We start from the raw sequence: 20,340 nt of genomic DNA, 5'->3' as shown, positions 1-20,340 counted from the left end.
GCCGGGCGGTGGTGCACCCGCGACGCCGCCGCCCGCTCGGCGCAAGCATCTGGTGCGCGCGCTCATCGCCGTGTTCGCGCTCGGCATCATCGGCTGGGGCATCTGGTACGTGATCGTCGGGCGTTGGTACGAATCCACCGACAACGCGTACGCGCAAGGCAACGTCGTCGAGTTGACGCCGCAGGTGACGGGCACCGTCGTGTCGATCGACGCGGACGACGGCAACCTCGTACGCGCCGGCACGCCGCTCGTCCGCCTCGACCCGAGCGACGCGCAGATCGCGCTCGCGACCGCGCAGGCCGATCTCGCGGCAACGGTGCGCAAGGTGCGCGGCCTGTACAGCAACGAGCGTGGGCTGGCGAACAGCATCGACGGCGCACGCGCCGAACTCGATACGCGCCGCACCGCGCTCGACAAGGCGAAGGCCGACTACAGCCGCCGCGAGGATCTCGGCCGCTCCGGCGCGATTTCACGCGAGGAACTCGCGCATGCACGCGACACGCTGACGTCCGCGCAAAGCGCATACGCGGCCGCGCAGAGCGCGCTGGCGACGTTGAGCGAGCAGCACCAGACGAGCAAGGCGCTGATCGACGACACCGCGGTCGCGTCACACCCGGACGTGCAGGCCGCGGCCGAACGACTGCGGGCCGCCTATCTCGCGCATGCCCGCACCGAGGTCGTCACGCCCGTCACCGGCTATGTCGCGAAGCGTACGGTGCAGGTCGGGCAGCGCGTGTCGCCCGGCGTGCCGCTGCTTGCGGTCGTGCCGCTGCGCGAGCTGTGGGTCGACGCGAATTTCACCGAGAAGCAGCTCGAGCACATGCGCATCGGGCAGCCGGTCGAACTGACCGCCGACCTGTACGGTGACGCGGTGCGCTACACCGGCCGCGTGCAGAGCCTGGGCGTCGGCACCGGCAGCGCGTTCTCGCTGCTGCCCGCGCAGAACGCGACCGGCAACTGGATCAAGATCGTGCAGCGGCTGCCGGTCCGCATCGAACTGACCGACCCGGCGCAGCTCGACGCGCATCCGCTGCGCATCGGCCTGTCGATGCACGCGCGCGTCGACCAGCACGACCGCAGCGGGGCGATGCTGTCGCATCGCGAGCAGCGCGCGCCGATATTCCACACCGACGTGTATCGCGACGAGCTCGCGCGTGCCGACAGCCTGATCGCCGACGTCATCCATGCGAACCTGCCGGCGGCGGTGCGTACGGAGGCCGTGCGATGAGCGGCCCGATGGCGGCCGCCGACAGCGGCTTTCGTCCGTCGAGCGTTGGGCTGACGACTTTCGGCCTCGCGCTCGCGGTCTTCATGCAGGTGCTGGACGGCACCGTCGCGAACGTGTCGCTGCCGACGATCGCCGGCAACTTCGGCGTGAGCACGACGCAGAGCGCGTGGGTCGTCACGACGTTCTCGGTCAGCAATGCGATCGCGCTGCCGCTGACCGGGTTTCTCGTCAAGCGCGTCGGACAGGTGCGGCTGTTCGTGTGGGCGACGCTTGCGTTCACGTTCGCATCGCTGCTGTGCGGCTTCGCGCAGAACCTGCCGCAGCTCATTGCGTTCCGCGCGCTGCAGGGCCTGGTGGCCGGGCCGATGATCCCGACCACGCAGGCGCTGATGCTGTCGATCTACCCGCCGCAGCGGCGCGGCTTCGCGCTGTCGATGATCGCGATGGTCACCGTCGTCGCGCCGATCGCGGGGCCCGTGTTCGGCGGCTGGGTGACCGAGCACTACTCGTGGCGCTGGGCGTTCCTGATCAACCTGCCGATCGGCGTGTTCGCCGCGATGTGCGTGTTCGCGCAGATGCGTGCACGCGTCGAGACGACGGTTGCCGCGCGCGTCGACTATATCGGCCTCGCCGCGTTGATCGTCGGCGTCGGCGCACTGCAGATCGTGCTCGACAAGGGCAATGAAGCCGACTGGTTCAACTCGACGTTCATCGTCGTGATGTCGGTGGTCGCCGCGTTCGGCATCGCGCTGTTCCTGATCTGGGAGCTCAACGAGCCGAATCCGATCGTGAACCTGCGGCTTTTCGCGCATCGCAACTTCGCGGCCGGCACGCTGACGCTCGTGCTCGCGTATTCGGCGTTCTTCGCGGTCAACGTGATCGTGCCGCAGTGGCTGCAGCGCACGCTCGGCTACACGGCGTTCTGGGCCGGGCTCGCCGTCGCGCCGATGGGCGTGATCCCGGTGCTGATGACGCCGTTCATGGGCAAGTACGCGCCGCGCTTCAACATGCGCATGCTCGTGTGCTGCGCGTTCGCGATCCTCGGCACGTCGTCGTTCCTGCGCGCGGGCTTCGTGCCCGACATCGACTTCACGCACATCGCGCTGATCCAGCTGCTGCAGGGCCTCGGCCTCGCGCTGTTCATCATGCCGATCAACAGCATCCTGCTGTCCGACCTGAAGCCGGACGAGATCGCCGCCGGCTCCGGCCTGTCGACGTTCCTGCGCACGCTCGGCGCGAGCTTCGCGGTGTCGATCACGTCGTTCCTGTGGGACCGGCGCGCGATCCTGCATCACGCGCAGCTCAGCGAGCACGTGAGCGGGTTCGATCCGGCCGTGCGGGCCGAAGTCGCGCGGCTCGGCGGCGGCGATCCGCAACGCGCGGCCACGCTGCTGAGCAACCTGGTCGACGCACAGGCGTACCAGATCTCGTTCAACGACGTTTCATTCGCGCTCGGCTGCGTATATCTCGCGGTGATCGCGGTGGTCTGGCTCGCCCGTCCGCCGTTCGGCCCCGGTGCCGCCGCGAAACGATGAAGCGGGCGCTGCGCGGCCCGTTCCAACCCATGCTGTTCAACTCGATGGAGATTGTCCCGATGCCTACCCCCCACGCCGGCGCCAAGACGCCCGACCTGGCGACGCTCGCCGTGTTCGACGTGACGGAATTCCCGCTCGTCGTCGTGCGCAACGACGCGATCGCATCCACCGGCTACGCGCAGCGCTGGCTCGACGACATGCACGTGCTGATGCGGCACGGCGCGCCGTTTGTCATGATCTTTCCGCCGGCCCGCCCGGACGAAGCGCACGACGACCGCAAGGAACGCGGCATGTGGCTCAAGCAGAACCGCACCGCGCTCGCCGCGGTCTGCCGTGCGCTCATCACGATCGAACCGGACCCCGCCGAGCGTGAAGCGGCCCTCGCGAACGCGTCCGGCATCGAAAAGGCGTTCGGCATTCCGTTCGACGTGACGGCTTCGCTCGACGACGCGAAGCAGGCAGGCCGGCGACGTCTGACTGAGGCGGTCTAGCGCGGCCCGTTCGCGCGCAACGTCTCGAACCGGTTGCGCAAGTCCGCCTGAATGCAGATTCCAACTAAACGAACGGGGTGGCTTGTATGTATGGACTGGATTGTCTGAAATGGTTGGTACCCGGCGACACGGACGCGTCATGGCAGCGAATGACCGACGCGGCCGCCGGGATGGGGTTCGACAAGGTCGTGCTGATCGTGTTGCCGTTTACCGGCGCGTCGTTCGATCTCGCGCGCAAATGGAGCAGCGGCGTGCCCGGCTGGACGGCGCTGTACCGGCAACGCCAGTTCGACCGCGTCGACCCGATGCTGCGGCATTGCTTCCGTTCGGCACTGCCGCTCGTCTGGGACGACGCATTGTTCGCGCTGCCGGAGCAGCGCCCGTGTTACGAAGCGGCGGCCGCGTACGGCATGCGCAGCGGCGTCGTGCTGCCGGTGCGCGGCGCGAAGGGGGAGGTCGGCATGCTGTTGTGCGCGAGCACGGACGAGCTCGCCGCCACGCGCGAGCACTGCGACCGCCATCTCGCGGCGCTGACGCTGCTGCGCGATGTTGCATGCGAAGCGATCGCCGGCACGCGCTGCCATGCACCGCCCGACAGCGTGCCGCGGCTCAGCCGCCGGGAAGTCGAATGCCTGCGCTGGCACGCGGCCGGCAAGACGTCGTGGGAGATCGGCCATATCCTGAACGTGACCGAGTCATGCATCAATTTCCACTTCATGAACATCCGCCGCAAGTTCAACGTGTCACGTCGGCACGAAGCCGTGCTGCGTGCGGTCGAGTGGGGGCTGATCAGCATCTCCGACGTGACGGTGCCGACCTGATGCCGGCGCATCGTCGAGCCAGCGGTCGAGAAACGCGCTGAGCCACGCGGCCGTCGCGCGGTCGTGCCGCCGGCCTTCGTGCGCCTGCGTCGCGAGATCCTGCGCACCGGGCGCCGACAGCTTGTGCGCGGCGGCCGTACTCCAGCGCCGCATCATCGGATAGCTCACTTCCGGATGGAACTGGACGCCATACGCGTGCGGCCCGTAGCGAACGGCCTGGTTCTCGAAGTGCTCGCCGGTCGCGAGGATCTCGAGCCCGGCAACACGCTCGAAGCCCTCGCGATGCCATTGGTAGACGTGCGACGGCCACGACCCGAGCCGCCGGCCGGCGGGCGTCGCGGCAATCGGCCAATAGCCGATTTCCGCGCGCCCGTCACGATGCGCGCTCACACGGCCGCCCAGGTGACGGATCATCATCTGCGCACCGAGGCAGACACCGAGGAAGGGCGCAGACTCACGCAGCGGCACGCCGATCCAGTCGATTTCGTCCTGAATCCAGCGATCGCCGTCGTTGGCGCTCATCGGGCCGCCGAACACCACGGCGCCCGCATGGTCGGCCAGCGTCGCCGGCAGCGGATCGCCGAGCGGTGGACGGCGAATGTCGAGCGGATGGCCGCGGGCGGCCAGCAGCCGGCCGATCCGGCCAGGGCTCGACTGTTCGCGATGCAGGACGATCAGGATCGGACGAAGGGCGGAGTGCGTCATGTCGTGTCGGGAGGGTCGATAGGGGCGTGAGTTCGGGAGGTCGTGACGGTCGTCATGCAGGCAGTCAGCCCGGCTGGCCGCGCAACGCGTCGAACGACACCATCACCTGTTCGCGATAGGCGGGCCGCCGGCACAGGCGGTCGTACCAGGCCTCGACGTGCGGCAACGGCGGCCGCTCGACGTCGAGCGCGAAATAGCGGAACAGCGTCGCGCCGGCCGGAATGTCGGCCAGGCCCGGCGTCGCACCGCCAAGGAAAGGCTGGGTCGACAGCAGCCGGTCGAGCAGCTGGAAATGCGTTGCGCTGCGCGCGGCCTTGTCGCGCACCAGCGCATCGTCGCGCCGCTCCGATGGCGTTCGTACGAGTGCCCAGAACAGCCCGGTCATCACGTCGGGTTCGAGCGAGGTCTGCGACCAGTCCATCCAGCGCTCCGCACGCGAACGGGCGAACGCGTCGCGGCACCAGAACGGATTGTTCGGCACGCGCGCGGCGAGATAGCGCAGGATCGTGTGCGACTCCCACACGACGTCGCCATCCCAGTCGATCACCGGAATCCGGCAGGTCGGGTTCAGCGCCGCGAACGCGGGCGTCTGCAGCGAGCCGTGTTCGCCGCCCGCCGCGATGTGCCGGTACGGCACGCCCAGCTCACCGATCAGCCACAACACCTTCTGCACGTTGAACGACGTGCGGCGGCCCCAGACGGTCAGCATCGCACGGCATCCTCGCAAGCGGCGGCCTGCTGCGCGCATGCCGCATAGCGATCGAGACCGGCTGCAAGATCGGCGATCAGATCGTCCGGGTCCTCGAGACCGACATGCAGGCGCACGCCGCGGCTGTCGGCCGGCCAGCGTGCCGCGAGGCCGTGCGCGTCCAGCTCGAACGGCAACGCGAGGCTCTCGTAGCCGCCCCACGAATAGCCGAGCCCGAACAGCGCGAGGTGGTCGAGAAACGCTTCGACCGCGCGCGGCGGCGCCGGCTGCAGCACGATCGAGAACAGCCCCGACGCACCACGAAAATCGCGGCGCCACAGCGCATGTCCGTCGTCGCCGGGCAGGGCCGGATACAGCACGCGCTGCACTTCGGGGCGCGCCGCAAGCCAGGTCGCGACCGCAAGCGCATTGCGCTGGTGCTGCCGCAACCGCACGCCGAGCGTGCGCAACCCGCGCAGAGCGAGATAGACGTCGTCGGGGCCGGCGCACAGTCCGAGATCGCCATGCAGTTGCTTCAACGCGGGCCACGCGCGTTCGCTGGCCGATACGGTGCCGAGCATCGCATCGGAATGCCCGACCAGATACTTGGTGCCGGCCTGGATCGACAGGTCGATGCCGAACGCATGCGGCTGGAAGAAGAGCGGCGTGGCCCAGCTGTTGTCCGCGATCACCAGCGCGCCGTGCGCCTGCGCGAGCCCAACGAGCGCGGGGATATCGTGCATGTCGAACGTGTAGGAGCCCGGCACTTCGATGTACAGCGCGCGCGTGTTCGCACGGAATGCGGCCGCGACGGGCGTGCTGCCGTCGTACCAGGTCGTCTCGACGCCGAGCCGCGCGAGCACGCCTTCGCACGCATGGCGCACCGGGCCGTAGACCGATGCGGTCATCAGCAGGTGATCGCCGGGCTTCAGGCAGGACAGCAGCGCGAGCGTGCACGCGGACAACCCCGACGGACACAGCACCGCGCCGGCGCCGCCTTCGAGGCTCGTCACCGCGCGTTCGAGCGCGTCGGTCGTCGGCGTGCCGCGGCGGCCGTAGATATACGGCTGCGTGCGGTTCAGCAGATCGGACACCGTCGGGCTGAGCACGGTCGACGCGTGATAGACGGGCGGATTGACGAAGCCGTGCCAGGCCGCGCTGTCGCGGCCTGCGTGCATGAGCCGCGTGTCTTCGTGCATCCGGCCGTCGATTCGGTCATGCAGGGTGTCGCCTTGCGACGGGGGTGCGGCGGACTTCAAGGCCATAGCGCACACCGTTCCCAGCGCTGTTCGGCACGACGGTACGCCTGCCGCGCGAAGCGGCGCGCGCTGTCGGCACGCCAGAATTCGGCTTCGTCCGGCGCGAGCGTGTACAGGTGCCAGTCGTCCGACACGAGGGCCGGGTCGGCGGCCAGCCGCGCGAGCTGCGCGTCGATCGCGCGCGTCAGGTCGGCGGGATCGTCGAGCCGTTCGCTTTGCCGGCCGGCCAGGATGCTTGCGCGCGAGCGCTCGGGGCGGCCCGCGAAATCCGCACGGCCTTCGGCGGATGGCAGCCGCTCGACCGGGCCGCTCAGGCGGACCTGGCTCGCGATCGCCGGCCAATAGAACGTCAGCGCGGCGAACGGCTGGCTTTCGATCTGGCGCCCCTTGGGGCTGCGCGTGCTCGCCGCGAAATGCCAGCCGCGCACATCGACGTTCAGCAGTACGACGGAACGCGCGTCGGGCCGCCCGTCCGGGCGAACCGTCGACAGCGTCATCACCTGCGGTTCGACGGCGCCCGCGGCAACGGCTTCGTCGAGCCAGCGTTCGAATTGCGCTTGCGGCGTGTCGGGCCAGTCCTCGGCCGGAACGTGCGGCGCCGCATGCGCGAGGGTTTTCAGCGCCTTCAGGCGCGTGGCGATCGTATCCATGGCGGGCCTCAGGCGATGCCGAATTGCGTCGCGCGGGCGATCAGCCGATGCGCGGCGAGATAGTCGGGGACTTCCGCGAGGAAACCGTCGACGACGGCCGCGGCCACGCGGCGGCCACCGGAGGCGCGCCGTGCGGTGTCGAACGCGTCGATCACGCGACGGGCGAGGGCGACTTCATCGGCCGTCGGCGTCAGCACGCGATTCACGACCGGCACGAACTGCCCGTTGACGATCGCCTTGGCCTGATAGCCCAGGCCGCGCGACACGCGCATGTCGAGCTCCGCGCCTTCGTTGTCGGCATAGCTGTACGGGCAGTCGATCGCGGTGACGCCGACCGCCGCGCACTCCACACGAAAACGCGAACGCACATAGTCGAGCTCGCGGCCCGCACGGGTGCGCTCGGCGCCCATGTCGGCCACCATATCCTCGGTCGCGACCAGCACGGCCGACACGCGCGGGCTCGAACGCGCGATCGCCATCGTGTTCACGAGGCCGAGCGTCGTCTCGATGTTCGGCACCAGCTCCGTCGAGCCGGGCGCGATGTCGTATTCGCGCTCGAAACGCGTGACCGCCTCGTCGAGTGCGACGACCTGCTCGGGTGTCGCAACGTACGACATCATCACGATGTCCGGCCGGCCGCGCATCGCGGCGCGCAAGTCGTCGATGCCGCCCGCATCGAGCGGGTTCACGCGCACGGATGCGAGGATGCCGGCATCGCGCCAGCCCGCGAGCACGCGCTCGCTGAGTTCGCGCGCGGCCGGACGCCGGTCGGGCGGCGTAAAGGTTTCGAGTTCCTGGATCAAGACGTCAGCGCCGCTGGCGGCGCCTTCAACGAGCGCATCGTGATCGGCGCCGGCGAGGAACAGCCAGGAGCGGCGCAGGCGGGAAGGGCGTCGGTGGGTCGTTGTCATGCGTGGATTCCTGTAGGGCGCGTGGTACGCGTATCGATGGCGCGAGCGTTCAGCCGGCGCGCATCATCTGGTTGAAGATGTTCTTGCGATGCATTTCCTCGGTGCCGCCGACGCTCATGAAGCCCAGCGCGTCCGACGCGAATGCGGCCACCGGCCCGGCCTGGTAGCCGAGGCTGCCGTACAGCCGCACGAGGCCGAGCGCGCCGTCGACGAGATCCTGCGCACCGACCAGCTTCGCGATCGAGCAGGTCATCAGCGCTTGCGGGTGATCCGTCAGCAACTGCGCGAGCGCGCCGCGCGCGAGCCACGTGCCGCGCTCGATGCCGATCTGCAGGTCGACGAGACGGCGCTGCACGTACTGGTGCGCATCGATCGTGCTGTCGAAGCTGCGGCGCTCGCGGCAATAGCCGATCGCGTCGCGCAGATACGGCGCCGTCACCTGCGCGGCGACGAGGCCGTAGTAGAGGCGGCCGAGCGAAATGATGTCGATCAGGTTGCCGAGCCCGGCGCCCGGTTCGCCCAGCAACTGGCCGCGCGTGATCGGGCAATCGTCGAAGTGCAGCGCGCCGGTCGGCAGATCGTCGAGGCCGAGCTTGCGGTCGGGTTCGGCGACCGTCATGCCCGGCTGGTCGCGATCGACGATCACGAGCGCGGTGTTGCGTCGGCCAAGTGTCTCGATGCGCGTGACGACGAGGATGAAACGGGCAAGCGGCGCGTGCGCAATGTTGAATTTGCTGCCGGTCAGCCGGTAGCCGTCGCCGTGCTCGACGAGCTTCGTCGCAATGCTGCGCACGTCGGTGCCGGTACCCGGTTCGGCGATCGCCGTCGCGCTCAGTTCGCCGCGCAGGATCGCGCCGAAATAGCGGTCCTGCTGGGTCGCGGTACCGTAACGTTCGAGCGCGCGCACCATGCCGGCCTGCGCAATCACCGACAGCAGCAGCGCCGGGCGGCGGATCGACGATGCGAGCCCCTCCAGCGCCGCGGAAAAGTGCCACCAGCCGTGACCGTCGCCGCCGTACGTCTCCGGCACGATCATGTCCCACAGTCCTTCCTGGCCCAGCCGGGTCCAGCCGGCTTCATCGAATCCTGCCGGCGCGCGAGCGTCGCGCTCCGCGGCGGCGATCTCCGTGCCGATGTCGCGAAAGCGCGCGAGCGTCGCATGCTGTTCCTGCGTCCAGTCAAATGGCATCTGTCGTGTCTCCGGTCGAAGCGGCGCGGCCTTGAACGGCGCGCCAGCGATGCCGACAAGAGTACGGGGGCACGGACGGGGGAGGTACTGGCAGTAGTGGTAGTTGCCGGGCGGGGTGGTACGGCGGGGGTGGGGGGTATGGATGCGCGTCGGGTGCGTTCGATTGCACGCTTCGCGCGTCGCTCGGGTTCAGGCCGTCACGGGAGCCTGGGCCGGCGTTCGTGACGCACCTGCAAGTCGCTCTGGCTATTCGAAGTCAGTCGCACCGGATGCGGGCAACCGACGTCAATTCCTCACGAAATCTCGTCACGATCGCGCGTCGGGGCAATGGCACATGCTGCATTGAAGCGCTGCTCGTTCACGATTGTCGGGCCAGCTTCCGAAACGTCAGGCATGGACGACCTTCGCTGCCGTGACGGTCACTTCGACCAGCCATCCAGGCTCGACCAGGCGCACCACCTCCGCACGCGTGCGGGTGGGTAAAGTAGTCGCGATGGGACGATCCCGTTCTCGCAATCAACGAGACGCGGGCAGTGCGGTGGCATCCCAGTCGATCCGATACGCGTGATCGGAAGCCAGCCGCTTTGCCGGATTGAAAACCGTCTTCAGCGCGACAGGCATGACGAAGTGCATCAGCGCCTTGGCCAACGGTCCCATTGCCTTTCGCGTGTTGGTCCTGGCCGCAGCCGCCGCGATCGCTTCGACACGCGCGCGACGCAACTGCTCGTAGCGTGCGAATGCCAGAGCGGGCGCCGGAATATCGCGCAGACAACGTGCAAGCTGAATCGCACTTTCAATGGCGAGCGACGCCCCCTGGCCGGAACTCGACGACGGCGCATGTACGGCGTCGCCGACCAGCACCATGCGGTTGCTATGCCAGCGCGGAACAGGCGGCATCATCTCGCTGGCAATGGGCGCGAATAGCTGATCAGGGTCGGTGTTTCGGAGCAGCGTTTGCGCGGGATAGTCATCCCCGTATAGCTCGCGCAGTTGCGCGAGCCACTGCACCGCCGGAATCTCGCGTACGACCTCCATCGACGCAGGCATCGCATACGGCAGATTGCCGAACCAGCAGATACCGCGATCCGGATCCGCCCAGTAGCCGAGAAATGCATGCTTGCCGAACACGAAGGTCATCGTGTCGACGGGAATGCGCAGCGTATCGAGCGGCACCAGCGCGCCGAAACCCAGGGTGCCCGCATAGCGGGGCGCCGGCGCGCCGGGATCGATCAGGCCACGCACCGTGGAGCGGATACCGTCAGCGCCGATCAGGATGTCGCCGCCCGCGTGGCTGCCATCTTCGAACGACGCGAGAACACCATCGGCCGTCTCGCTCGCGCTCACGAGCCGCTTGCCGTGCACAACCGGAATGTTCGCCTCCACCACGGCATCGCGCAGCACCCGGTACAGATCGGAGCGATACACGACGCGGCTCGGCTGCATGCCTTCCAGACCCTCGAACCGGGTCAGCACCTTGCCTCGGTCATCCGCCATTGCCATCCGGGCAATTGGCTGGCTCACCACACGAAGCGCGGCGTCCACGCCGACGATCTTCAGTGCCTCGAGCCCGTTGGGCGAAACCATCAGGCTTGCCCCGATGCCGTCCGCGGGCGCCGCATACGACTCGTAGATGGTCGAGCGGATACCGGCCCTGGCCAGCGCCAGCGCGACAACGGGGCCCGCGATGCCGCCGCCGGCAATCAAAGCATGCTGCACCTTCGCCATTTCGACCACCTCATAATCATATTATGACTACAGTATAGTCAAAGTATGACTATGGAAGCAAGCCATGCCATTCTTCGATACCAGGATCCGCAATTGAAACCCCGCTCGAGGCAACCTTCTCCGCTCGCGATGGTGATTCTCGGCTTTGTGCTGGAGGCCCCGTCGCACGCGTACCGCATGCACGAACTCATCCGGCAGCGCGGCAAAGACAACGTGGTCAACGTCGCGCAACGCAACAGCGTCTACCAGACCCTTTCCCAGCTGAAGACGGCCGAACTCATCCGCGTTCGCGAGACGGCGCAAGGGGAAGGGCGTCCCGAGCGGGTGGTCTACGAGATCACGCCGCTGGGCAGGAAGACGTTCTACGCATGGCTGGAAGCGATGCTCGGCGAGCCTCGACGGGAATTCAACGAGTTCCCGGCCGCGCTCGCGACGATCATGGCGCTGACACCCGAGGTCGTGCGTACGCAGCTTCAGCAGCGCAGCGAAACGCTGAAGCAGCAATTGAGCGAGTCGGTGTCGACCTTCAGGACGTGGCAAGACAAGGGGTTGCCGCGCCTCGTCATGCTGGACGACGAGTACAAGCAGGTGCTGCTGAACGCCGAGATCCAATGGCTGGATGGATTGATCTCGGAGCTCGAGTCGGGCGCGATGACCTGGAACGAGAAATATCTGCGCGAGCTGGCGGCGCAGTTCGGATAGTTCGTCGCGGGGTTTGCGGCTGGCTTTCTGCGGTTGGTCCGCCGATGTCAAGCATCAAGGCAATTGATCGAATCGAGGTCGTCTGGACCTCGCGTGCGCTCGGCGTTGAGTTTGGCGAAATCCGTAGAGGGTCGTGCATCCGGCGTCGGGCCGATTCCGTTGCCGCCGTTGAAGCCTCCGGCGCCGGACACCCGGCGGCCGGCCAGCTTACGCGGCACGAAAGCGGACATTTCAATCTAGCCACCACAACACAATGTCCCCGCTAAGTTCAATTGTCGGGCTTCCCGCTAAATTGAAATGTCGCGGTGTTTGGGTTTTGCCTTGTCTTTGTTTATGGGGTTGGGGTGGGGCGGCGAAGCCGCCCCCCGGCCCCTGATTCCTTCAACACTGACTTCAAGAATGGCTTGATTCAGGTCGGCAAGCTCAATGGCGCGCTGCTTCTTCAGCCCGATGAGGGCCTTCTTTGCCTGGACCTCGGCACCGCAATGGGTGCGCGACGGTGAGTCGGAAGCGCGGCGATCGTCACGCATATTCTGGATGCGCCGTGCGACTTCCAGTGCGCTGGACAGCCGCTTGTTCTCGACCTCAGCGCCTTGATCGATGCGCGTGATGCGATCGTATTGCTGGCATGACAGCACCGCGCCGTTGGCCTGTACCTCGATCATCCCGTCCGGATATTCGACGACCTCGACGTATTCGTGCACGAGGCTCCGATTGGCCGCCGAATCGGCGAGCAGGTACATCACGCGGTCGTACTGCACTGTCAACGCGTTGGATACCTTGCGCGACACGCGATACGACAGTATTTGCCTCAGATCCTCATCAGCACGCAGTGGCCGGTGTGCGTCGTGATCGCTTTTCGGCGGTTTGCCGAAGCGACGGTTAAAGTCTGCGATGAAGGAGGGCGCATACGCATTGGCAGCCTCCCGTGTGCTGATTCCGCGCAGTCTAAGCTCTTTGACGAGCCGGTCCTGCAACGTCAGATTGGCCCGTTCCACACGCCCCTTGGCCTGACTTGAGTTGGCACAGAACGCGTCGACATTGAGCTCGTACAGTGCTCGGCCAAACTGCGTGACGCCTTTGCCCGCGGTCTCCGAACGCTTCTTAACGTAAAAGACGCTGGCCTTGTCGCTATAGAACGCGATCGGCTTGCCGTGCGAATCCAGATACTTCGACAGCGCCTCAAAATAGCTGAACGTCGATTCGGTCGCCGTGAAATGCAGCGCCATTAACCGTCCGGTTGCATCGTCGATGAACACCAACAGCGTGCAAGCTGGCGCACGGTCCTCGAACCAACGGTGGTCACTACCGTCGATCTGAATCAACTCCCCGAGGCATGCACGGCGGTTGCGCGGTTGGTAGACCTTCGGGGGGCGTTGTTTGCGTGGAATCCAGAGGCCGGAAGCCCTCATCAGCGTACGAACCGTTTCAACAGCTAGGTCAATGCCGTGACATTCGCGCAGCTTCTCGCAGGCCAGCGTCGGCCCAAAATCCGCGTAGCGCTCGCGGATCAATGCCAGCGCCCGTTGCGCCTTGCCAGCCGGCAACTGATGATTGCTGGGGCGCCCACGCTTGCCTGACACCAATCCGGCCACGCCGGCCGCGCGATAGCGCAATACCAGACGCTCAATCTGCCGCACGCTCAAAACCAATCGTTCGGCCGCCTGGCCGGGCTTGAGCCGACACTCGGCTACCGCCTCGATGACCTTCAGCCGATCCACTTCGCGCATCGTCATGGTGATCGTCCCAGTCGCGTTCATCGCCGGCGCTCCCAAGGGTGCAGACGATCAACCTACAGGCCAAAACACGACATTTTTATTTAGCGGAAACGCGACATCTGAACTTGGGACCTACACACAAACCGCCGATAATGATAATTATGTCAAATTAGATATTTCAGCTGCAATCCCCGCGGCAAGCAGCCCTCAACCGGCCACTGCCGCACTTTTGAACGCCTCCGAAACGCTCAGGCAACCGGATTCATCCACTCGGTCAGCCCTTCGCGCGCATTCAATTCCAGAAATGTCGGCATCGCACGAAGCTCGTGGATATAGCGCCCCAGATTCGCCCACGTCGTCGCCGGGCGCGGCATGTTACGCGTCCAGCGCATGAGCATCACCGCCAGGAAATCGACCGTGCTCAACCGATCGTTGATCAGGTACGAACGACCGTCGGACAGCAGATTGTCGAGATGCGTCATCGACTCCTCGACTTGCCCCCGCGAAAACGCCTTCACCATCTCGGCACATCGCGGATCGCCATCCGTCTCCGCATAAAACCAGTTTCGCATCGCCGGCAAGACGGAATTGGCAAGATAGATCATCATCTCGAACCACGCGACACGTTCAGGCGAGCCCGGCTCAGGAGCCAGACCCGACGCAGGATGACGCTCGGCGAGCAGCATCAACAAGGCTGCCGATTCGGTCCGCGGCACGCCGTCGACGACCAGCGTCGGCACCCGGCCGGCCGGATTCAGCCGCAGATACTCCGGCGTATGCTGCGCACCCGAATCGATATCGACGAGGCGCGTTTCGAACGGCACGCCGAGTTCGATCAACATCCAGTGCACGGCCATGCTTGCCGCACCCGGCGAGTAATACAAAACGTAGGACATAGTCTGAGTCCGTCTCCTTGAATTGAATCATCCACTAGTCGTCTGCACGACGACCGCAATCGATCAACATCAACGCCACGCACGATAATCAGCTGGCGAAGCTGCATTACTCCCTCACCGCTTCCGCTTGCCGATCATCCCGCTTCGCCACCGCCACCCGCCGACCGCGTCGCCCGACCGACGCCACGACCCGAAACGCCACCGGCGCGAACACGAGCCCGAACACCGTCGCCGCCAGCACGCCTCCGAACGCGCCCGTGCCGATCGACCGCCGGCTTTCCGCCCCCGCGCCCGTCGCCAGCACGAGCGGCACGACGCCCAGCAAGAACGCCATCGACGTCATCACGATCGGCCGGAATCGCGCAGCGGCCGCGTCGACCACCGCCTGCCGCAGCGGCACGCCGTGCCCGGCCAGGTCGCGCGCGTACTGAACGATCAGGATCGCGTTCTTCGCCGCCAGCCCGACCACGGTGATCATCCCGACCTTGAAATATACGTCGTTCGGCATGCCGCGCGCGAGCGCCGCCGCGATCGCGCCGATCATGCCGAGCGGCACGATCGTCAGCACGGACAACGGAATCGTCCAGCTTTCGTACAGCGCAGCCAGCGCCATGAAAACCGCGAGCACCGACAACCCGACGAGCAGCGGCGTCTGCCGCGCGGCGACCTGCTCCTCGCGCGCCGCATCGACCCAGTCGAAGCCGATCCCGGCCGGCAGCGCACCGGCAAGCCGCTCCATCTCCGCCATCGCCGCGCCCGAACTCGTGCCGGTCGCCGCCCGGCCGCTGATGTCGAGCGACGGATAGCCGTTGTAGCGGTTCAGCATTACCGGCCCGATCGTCCAGTGCGGCGCGGCGATGGCCGACAGCGGCACCATGTCGCCGGTACGGTTCGGCACGGTCAGCGCCATCAGTTGCGTATCGGTCGCGCGTGCGACCGGATCGGCCTCGATGATCACCCGCCGCATCCGGCCCGACGCCGGGAAGTCGTTGACGTAGTTCGAGCCGAACGTGCCGCCCAGGAGCCCCGCGATCCGCTCGAACGGTACGCCGAGCGCATACGCCTTCGCGCGATCGACATCGAGCTCGATACGCGGTGCGTCCGGCAGGTCCTCGAAATGCACGGCGGAGAGCAACGGATCTGCCTTCGCGCGCTCGGCAAGCTGCTCGCGGGCCGCCTTCAGCGCGTCGAGCCCGACCCCGCCGCGATCCTCGAGCCGGAACGTGAAGCCGTCCGAATGCCCGATGCCGCGCACCGAAGGCGGCAGCGCCGCCTCGACGTCGCCGTCGAGGATCGCGCCGAACCGCCCGTTGAGCCGGTCGCGCAACGCCATCGCGTCGACGTCGCGCTTCGCCCAGTCCTTCAATTCCACGAACGCCATCCCGACGTTCTGCCCGCTGCCCACGAAACTCCAGCCGATCACGCTCGTCACGTTCGCAATCGCCGGCTCCCCATGCAGGATGGCCTCCACACGCTCGACGACCGCAAGCGTGCGCGCCTGCGTGGCGCCGGCCGGCAACTGGATCATCACCTGTAGCTGCCCCTGGTCCTCGGTGGGCAGGAAGCCGCCCGGCATCATCCAGTACAGCAGCCCGCATCCGATCACGAGCGCGACATAGACGGCCACGACCATGCCGGTGCGGCGCACGGCAAACACGGCGAGACGGCGATAACCGGTTTCGGCGCGCGCGAAGGCTGCACCGAACCGGTCGGCCAGACGCGCGCCGATGCCGCGTCGTCGCGCACGGCCGGTGCCGCCCTCGTGTCCCGCGACCGGCTTCAGCAGGTTCGCGCACAACGCGGGCGTGAGCGACAGCGCCATGAACGACGACACCAGCATCGACGCGATCATCGCGACCGCGAATTGCCGGTAGATGCCGCCGACGCTGCCCGGGAAAAACGCCATCGGCACGAATACGGCCGTCAGCACCGCGGTCACGCCGACGATCGCCCCGCCGATCCGCTTCATGGCCCGGCGCGTGGCGTCGCGCGGCGACACGCCCTCCTCCATCACGCGGTGCACGCTCTCGACGACGACGATCGCATCGTCGACCAGGATGCCGATCGCCAGCACGAGGCCGAACATCGTGAACACGTTGATCGACAGCCCGAACGCCCACATCGCGACGAACGCGCCCATCAGCGTGACCGGAATCACGACGGTCGGCACCAGCGTGTAGCGCAGGTCGCGCAGGAACAGCCACATCACGCAGAACACCAGCACGACGGCCTCGACGAGCGTCAGCACGACTTCATGAATCGCGATCTTGACGAAGTGCGCGCCGTCGAACGGAATCTCGACCGCCACGCCTGGCGGCAATGTCCGCGACAGCTCGGCAAGCCGTGCGCGAATCGCATTCGACGTTTCGAGCGCATTGCCGCGCGGGCCGAGCTGGATGCCGACCGTCGCGGCCGGCCGGCCGTTCAGCCGCGAATAGAACGAATAGTCGTCGCGGCCGATCTCGACGCGCGCGACATCGGCCACGCTCACCACCGAGCCGTCCTGTTTCGACTTCAGCACGATCCGGCCGAACTCTTCCGGCGACGTCAGCTGCCCCTTGACCACGACCGTCGCGGTGAGCTGCTGGCCGCGCACGAACGGCGCGTCGCCGATCGCGCCGGCCGTGACCGTCGCGTTCTGTGCGCTGATCGCTGTAATCACGTCGTCGGCGCCGAGATCGTATTCGCGCAGCTTGACCGGATCGAGCCAGACCCGCAGCGCCTCGTCGGCATCCCACAGCTCGGCCGCGCCCACCCCCGGCGCACGCTTCAGCTCGCGCAGCACGTAGCGGTTCAGGTAGTCGCCGAGCTGCGCGGAATCGCGCGTGCCGTCGGTCGACGTCAGCGTGACGAGCATCAGGAACGTGTTCGCCGCCTTGAACACGCCGATCCCCTGCTGGACGACCTGCTGCGGCAGCCGCGGCTCGACCTGCTTCAAGCGGTTGTTGACGTCGACGAGCGCGATGTCCGGATCCGTGCTCGGCGAAAACGTCACGTCGATCTCGAGGTTGCCGTGGCCGTCGCTGCTGGTCTCGTAGTACAGCAGCCCGTCGGCGCCATCGAGGCTCTCCTCGATGATGCTGCCGACGTCGGCATCGACCGTCTCGGTCGACGCACCCGGATAGGACGCGGTGATCACGACCCGCGGCGGCGCCAGGCGCGGATACTGCGCGATCGGCAACTGCGGAATGGCCAGCACGCCCGCGACGACGATCGCGAGCGCGACGATCCACGCAAAGACGGGACGGTCGATAAAGAATGACGGCATCGGCGCGTGTCGGCGAGCGCGCTACAGCGTGAGCTCGAACGAACGCGCGAGCAGCCCCGGCAGCTGCGCGCCTCCGGTGGCGCGCTCGCCGTAAGTATCGTCGTTCGCGAGCAGCGCCGGTGCCGCGCCGAGTTGCTCGAGCTCCGATCCGAACAGCCGGTAGAAGCTGTCGTCGAACCGCATCGCGTCGATCGGTGCGACGATCCGCCCGCCTTCGACCCAGAACGTCGCGAACCGCGTCATCCCCGTCATCCGGCACGCGATCGGGTCCGAGAAGTTCAGGTACCAGAGGTTGCCGACGTAGAGCCCCGTGTCGAGCGCGGCCAGCACGTCGGCCTCGGCGAGCATACCGCCCGCGATCGTCAGCGACTGCGGCGATTCGCCGTTGTCCGCGCCGTTCGGCGTGCCTCCCTGCTCGCGCGCGGTGCGTGCACAGACGAGCTGCCCGGCGCCCCGCCCTTCGACGACGAGCGGCACGCTGTCACGCCGGTAGCCGTCCGCGTTGAACGCCGGTGCGATACCCAGCGAGAAATCCTCGGTGATCGACACGCGCGGATCGAGCGCAACCTCGCCCGCGTACAGACGATGCAGCGGGCTGCGGGCGCTCGCCAGCGCACGCGCCGAAAAACCGCTCCAGCCGAGCAGGCTCGTCATCTCGTGGACGGCATCCGGCGCGAAATACGCGCGGTAGCGCCCGGGCGCAAGCGCCTTCGGCGTGCGGCCGAGCACGGGCAGCCGCGCGGCGGCCGCGTCGACCTTGGCCGCGAACGCGGCATCGCTCCAATCGTCGCCCGCATAGACGGTCTTGATCGCGCGGCCGCTCGGGTCGTACAGCGACCAGCTGAAGTTGAAATTCTCGACCTCGTACCAGCCGCGGCTGCCGGTCGACGACGCGAAGCCGCGCGCCAGCGTGCCGCCCGCGTAGAAGCCGACGAAGTCGAGCCCGCGCGCGCATTCGGCCACGATTCGCGCGAGCCCGTCCGCGTTCGGCAGGCGCCCGGTGCGACGCGTTTCCTGCAGCCACGACGAGGTATCGAACAGCAGGTGCGGATCGTCCTGCGCATCGCGCAGGCCGTCGCGCAGCACGGCGACCGCGTCCGCCAGTTCGCGCAGGTCGGCCGCCGCATCGCCGCAGACGGTCAGCGCCGAGTGCGCCTGTCGCGCCCCGTCGACGAGCCGCACGGACAACCGCCCTTGCGTGACGCGCCCGGTCTGGCGAATCCTGCCGCCATTGAAACGGATGAAGTCGGACGTTTCGCCGGAGAAGCCGAGCAGCACGGTTTCGGTCGGCGTCGTCAACCGTTGCGCGTCGTCGGCGAGCCGGGTGAAATGCGCGTGCCAGTCGATTCCGGCCTGGCGTGCCATCGGATCGAATCCCGTCATCACGCGCCTCCGAATACGTCGACGCCGGCGAACACGCAGGCCGGCGCGGCGTGGCCGACACGGATGATCTGCGCCGGCTCGCCCTTCCCGCAGTACGGCGTGCCGTAAATGCCGAACGTGCTCGCATCGCCGACCGCGCGCAGGCTGCGCCAGAACTGGGCGGAGATGCCGCGGTAGTTCGGGCGCTTGACGACCTGCGTGAGCCGGCCGTTCTCGATCAGCTGCCCGAATTCGCAGCCGAACTGGAATTTGTTGCGGTGGTCGTCGATCGACCAGGACGTGTTGGTGCGCATCAGGATCCCGTGCTCGGTGCCCGCGATCAGCGCATCGAGCGACTGGTCGCCGGGTTCGACGTTCAGGTTCGCCATCCGGTCGATCGGCGCGCGGTTCCAGCTCGACGCGCGCGAGTTGGCCACGCCCGGCAGGCCCGCGCGCTGCTGCGACAGCGCCCCGCCGAGCAGCCGTTCGAGCACGCCGTTGCGAATCAGGTACTGCTTGCGCGCCGGCGTGCCGTCGTCGTCGAACGCGTAGGACGCGGCTTCGGACGTCGGCTCGGGATCGAACGTGACGTTCAGCAGCGGCGAGCCATATTGATAGTGGCCGACCATCTCCGGCTTGACGAAGCTCGATCCGGCGAAGTTGCGCTCGTCGCCGAGAATCCGGTCGAGTTCGAGCGGATGACCGATCGACTCGTGGATCTGCAGCATCATCTGGTCCGGCATCAGCAGCAGGTCGCGCCGGCCGGTCGGGCAGTTGGGCGCGGCGAGCAACTGCAGCGCCTCGTCGGCAACCCGCACGCCGGCGCCGTCGAAGCCGTAGCGCGCCAGCACGTCGATGCCACCCTGCGCCAGCGTGCCCGATTGACCGAGCGAGCGCGTCTGCGTGTCGCCGTCGCCATGGGCGACGGCCTGCAGCTCGGGCATCAGGAAACGGAAACGCTGGTCGATCCGCACACCGTCGCTCGTCACGTAACTCTGCTCGGTGTGCACGATCATCACGCTCGCCGCGCGCTCGACGATGCGCGCGCCGAGGTTCGCCGCCGCGCATTCATGCGCGAGACGCTCGATCCATTCCGCGCGCGACGGCAGTGCCGCGTCGACATCGGGCGACGCATACGTGCCGCTCGCCTGCGGGCGCGCAGCCTGACGATGATCGACCAGCGCCCACGGCG

Annotated in this window: 18 protein-coding genes; 5 read left to right on the top strand and 13 right to left on the bottom strand. The window is 67.3% G+C overall.

Annotated elements, in window-relative coordinates:
* The first annotated feature begins 52 nt into the window (after positions 1 to 52).
* The 4 genes from G3N99_RS15665 (at position 53) to G3N99_RS15650 (ending at position 4,075) form a co-directional block, all read left to right on the top strand.
* The gene (locus G3N99_RS15665; protein WP_302480449.1) at positions 53 to 1,228 is read left to right on the top strand and encodes an HlyD family efflux transporter periplasmic adaptor subunit; all 1,176 of its coding nucleotides are present in this window, start codon (positions 53 to 55) and stop codon (positions 1,226 to 1,228) included.
* Positions 1,225 to 2,763, top strand: coding sequence for a DHA2 family efflux MFS transporter permease subunit (locus tag G3N99_RS15660; protein ID WP_174934011.1), 1,539 nt, complete (start codon positions 1,225 to 1,227; stop codon positions 2,761 to 2,763). The genes G3N99_RS15665 and G3N99_RS15660 overlap by 4 nt, the downstream gene beginning before the upstream one ends.
* 59 nt (positions 2,764 to 2,822) lie before the next feature.
* Positions 2,823 to 3,254, top strand: a complete 432-nt coding sequence (locus G3N99_RS15655; RefSeq protein WP_206122843.1) for a hypothetical protein — start codon at positions 2,823 to 2,825, stop codon at positions 3,252 to 3,254.
* Positions 3,255 to 3,340: 86 nt separating this feature from the next.
* On the top strand, positions 3,341 to 4,075 hold the full coding sequence (locus G3N99_RS15650; protein WP_277396375.1) for an autoinducer binding domain-containing protein: 735 nt from the start codon (positions 3,341 to 3,343) through the stop codon (positions 4,073 to 4,075).
* Here the strand turns inward: G3N99_RS15650 and G3N99_RS15645 are convergent.
* From G3N99_RS15645 to G3N99_RS15615, 7 genes are all read right to left on the bottom strand, one after another.
* Positions 3,998 to 4,780: a glutamine amidotransferase gene (locus G3N99_RS15645; RefSeq protein ID WP_174934007.1), complete on the bottom strand. Its 783-nt coding sequence runs from the start codon at positions 4,778 to 4,780 to the stop codon at positions 3,998 to 4,000. The genes G3N99_RS15650 and G3N99_RS15645 overlap by 78 nt on opposite strands.
* 64 nt (positions 4,781 to 4,844) lie before the next feature.
* Positions 4,845 to 5,489 carry a glutathione S-transferase gene (locus G3N99_RS15640; RefSeq protein ID WP_174947268.1) on the bottom strand — a complete coding sequence of 215 codons (645 nt, stop codon included), beginning with the start codon at positions 5,487 to 5,489 and terminating at the stop codon, positions 4,845 to 4,847.
* Positions 5,483 to 6,733 (bottom strand): cystathionine beta-lyase, encoded by a 1,251-nt coding sequence (gene metC / locus G3N99_RS15635; protein ID WP_241011669.1) that lies wholly within the window; start codon positions 6,731 to 6,733, stop codon positions 5,483 to 5,485. Before metC ends, G3N99_RS15640 begins: the two co-directional genes overlap by 7 nt.
* Positions 6,724 to 7,377 carry a pyridoxal 5'-phosphate synthase gene (locus G3N99_RS15630; protein ID WP_206122842.1) on the bottom strand — a complete coding sequence of 218 codons (654 nt, stop codon included), beginning with the start codon at positions 7,375 to 7,377 and terminating at the stop codon, positions 6,724 to 6,726. The genes metC and G3N99_RS15630 overlap by 10 nt, the downstream gene beginning before the upstream one ends.
* 8 nt (positions 7,378 to 7,385) lie before the next feature.
* Complete coding sequence (locus tag G3N99_RS15625) at positions 7,386 to 8,288, bottom strand: CoA ester lyase (RefSeq protein WP_174947266.1); 903 nt, start codon at positions 8,286 to 8,288, stop codon at positions 7,386 to 7,388.
* A gap of 49 nt (positions 8,289 to 8,337) precedes the next feature.
* On the bottom strand, positions 8,338 to 9,477 hold the full coding sequence (locus tag G3N99_RS15620) for an acyl-CoA dehydrogenase family protein (protein WP_206122841.1): 1,140 nt from the start codon (positions 9,475 to 9,477) through the stop codon (positions 8,338 to 8,340).
* Between the two features lie 516 nt (positions 9,478 to 9,993).
* Positions 9,994 to 11,202 (bottom strand): NAD(P)/FAD-dependent oxidoreductase, encoded by a 1,209-nt coding sequence (locus G3N99_RS15615; protein ID WP_206122840.1) that lies wholly within the window; start codon positions 11,200 to 11,202, stop codon positions 9,994 to 9,996.
* Between the two features lie 93 nt (positions 11,203 to 11,295).
* Between G3N99_RS15615 and G3N99_RS15610 the strand changes: the two genes are divergently transcribed.
* Positions 11,296 to 11,904: a PadR family transcriptional regulator gene (locus G3N99_RS15610; RefSeq protein ID WP_206122839.1), complete on the top strand. Its 609-nt coding sequence runs from the start codon at positions 11,296 to 11,298 to the stop codon at positions 11,902 to 11,904.
* 47 nt (positions 11,905 to 11,951) lie between these two features.
* Here the strand turns inward: G3N99_RS15610 and G3N99_RS15605 are convergent, their stop codons facing one another.
* The 6 genes from G3N99_RS15605 to G3N99_RS15580 form a co-directional block, all read right to left on the bottom strand.
* The gene (locus tag G3N99_RS15605; RefSeq protein ID WP_206122838.1) at positions 11,952 to 12,134 is read right to left on the bottom strand and encodes a hypothetical protein; all 183 of its coding nucleotides are present in this window, start codon (positions 12,132 to 12,134) and stop codon (positions 11,952 to 11,954) included.
* A 57-nt stretch (positions 12,135 to 12,191) separates the two neighbouring features.
* Positions 12,192 to 13,664, bottom strand: a complete 1,473-nt coding sequence (locus G3N99_RS15600) for an ISNCY family transposase (RefSeq protein WP_206122837.1) — start codon at positions 13,662 to 13,664, stop codon at positions 12,192 to 12,194.
* Positions 13,665 to 13,870: 206 nt separating this feature from the next.
* The gene (locus G3N99_RS15595; RefSeq protein ID WP_206122836.1) at positions 13,871 to 14,518 is read right to left on the bottom strand and encodes a glutathione S-transferase; all 648 of its coding nucleotides are present in this window, start codon (positions 14,516 to 14,518) and stop codon (positions 13,871 to 13,873) included.
* Positions 14,519 to 14,624: 106 nt separating this feature from the next.
* The gene (locus G3N99_RS15590; RefSeq protein ID WP_206122835.1) at positions 14,625 to 17,786 is read right to left on the bottom strand and encodes a multidrug efflux RND transporter permease subunit; all 3,162 of its coding nucleotides are present in this window, start codon (positions 17,784 to 17,786) and stop codon (positions 14,625 to 14,627) included.
* A 21-nt stretch (positions 17,787 to 17,807) separates the two neighbouring features.
* Positions 17,808 to 19,169, bottom strand: a complete 1,362-nt coding sequence (locus G3N99_RS15585) for a metallopeptidase TldD-related protein (RefSeq protein WP_206122834.1) — start codon at positions 19,167 to 19,169, stop codon at positions 17,808 to 17,810.
* Positions 19,169 to 20,340 (bottom strand): TldD/PmbA family protein (locus G3N99_RS15580; protein WP_206122833.1); only part of this gene is annotated, 1,172 nt, incomplete at its 5' end. The genes G3N99_RS15580 and G3N99_RS15585, both read right to left, overlap by 1 nt.

Source organism: Burkholderia sp. Ac-20392 (genome assembly GCF_017104585.1).
GTDB lineage: Bacteria > Pseudomonadota > Gammaproteobacteria > Burkholderiales > Burkholderiaceae > Burkholderia > Burkholderia lata.
This window is presented reverse-complemented; position numbering and strand designations above follow the sequence as displayed.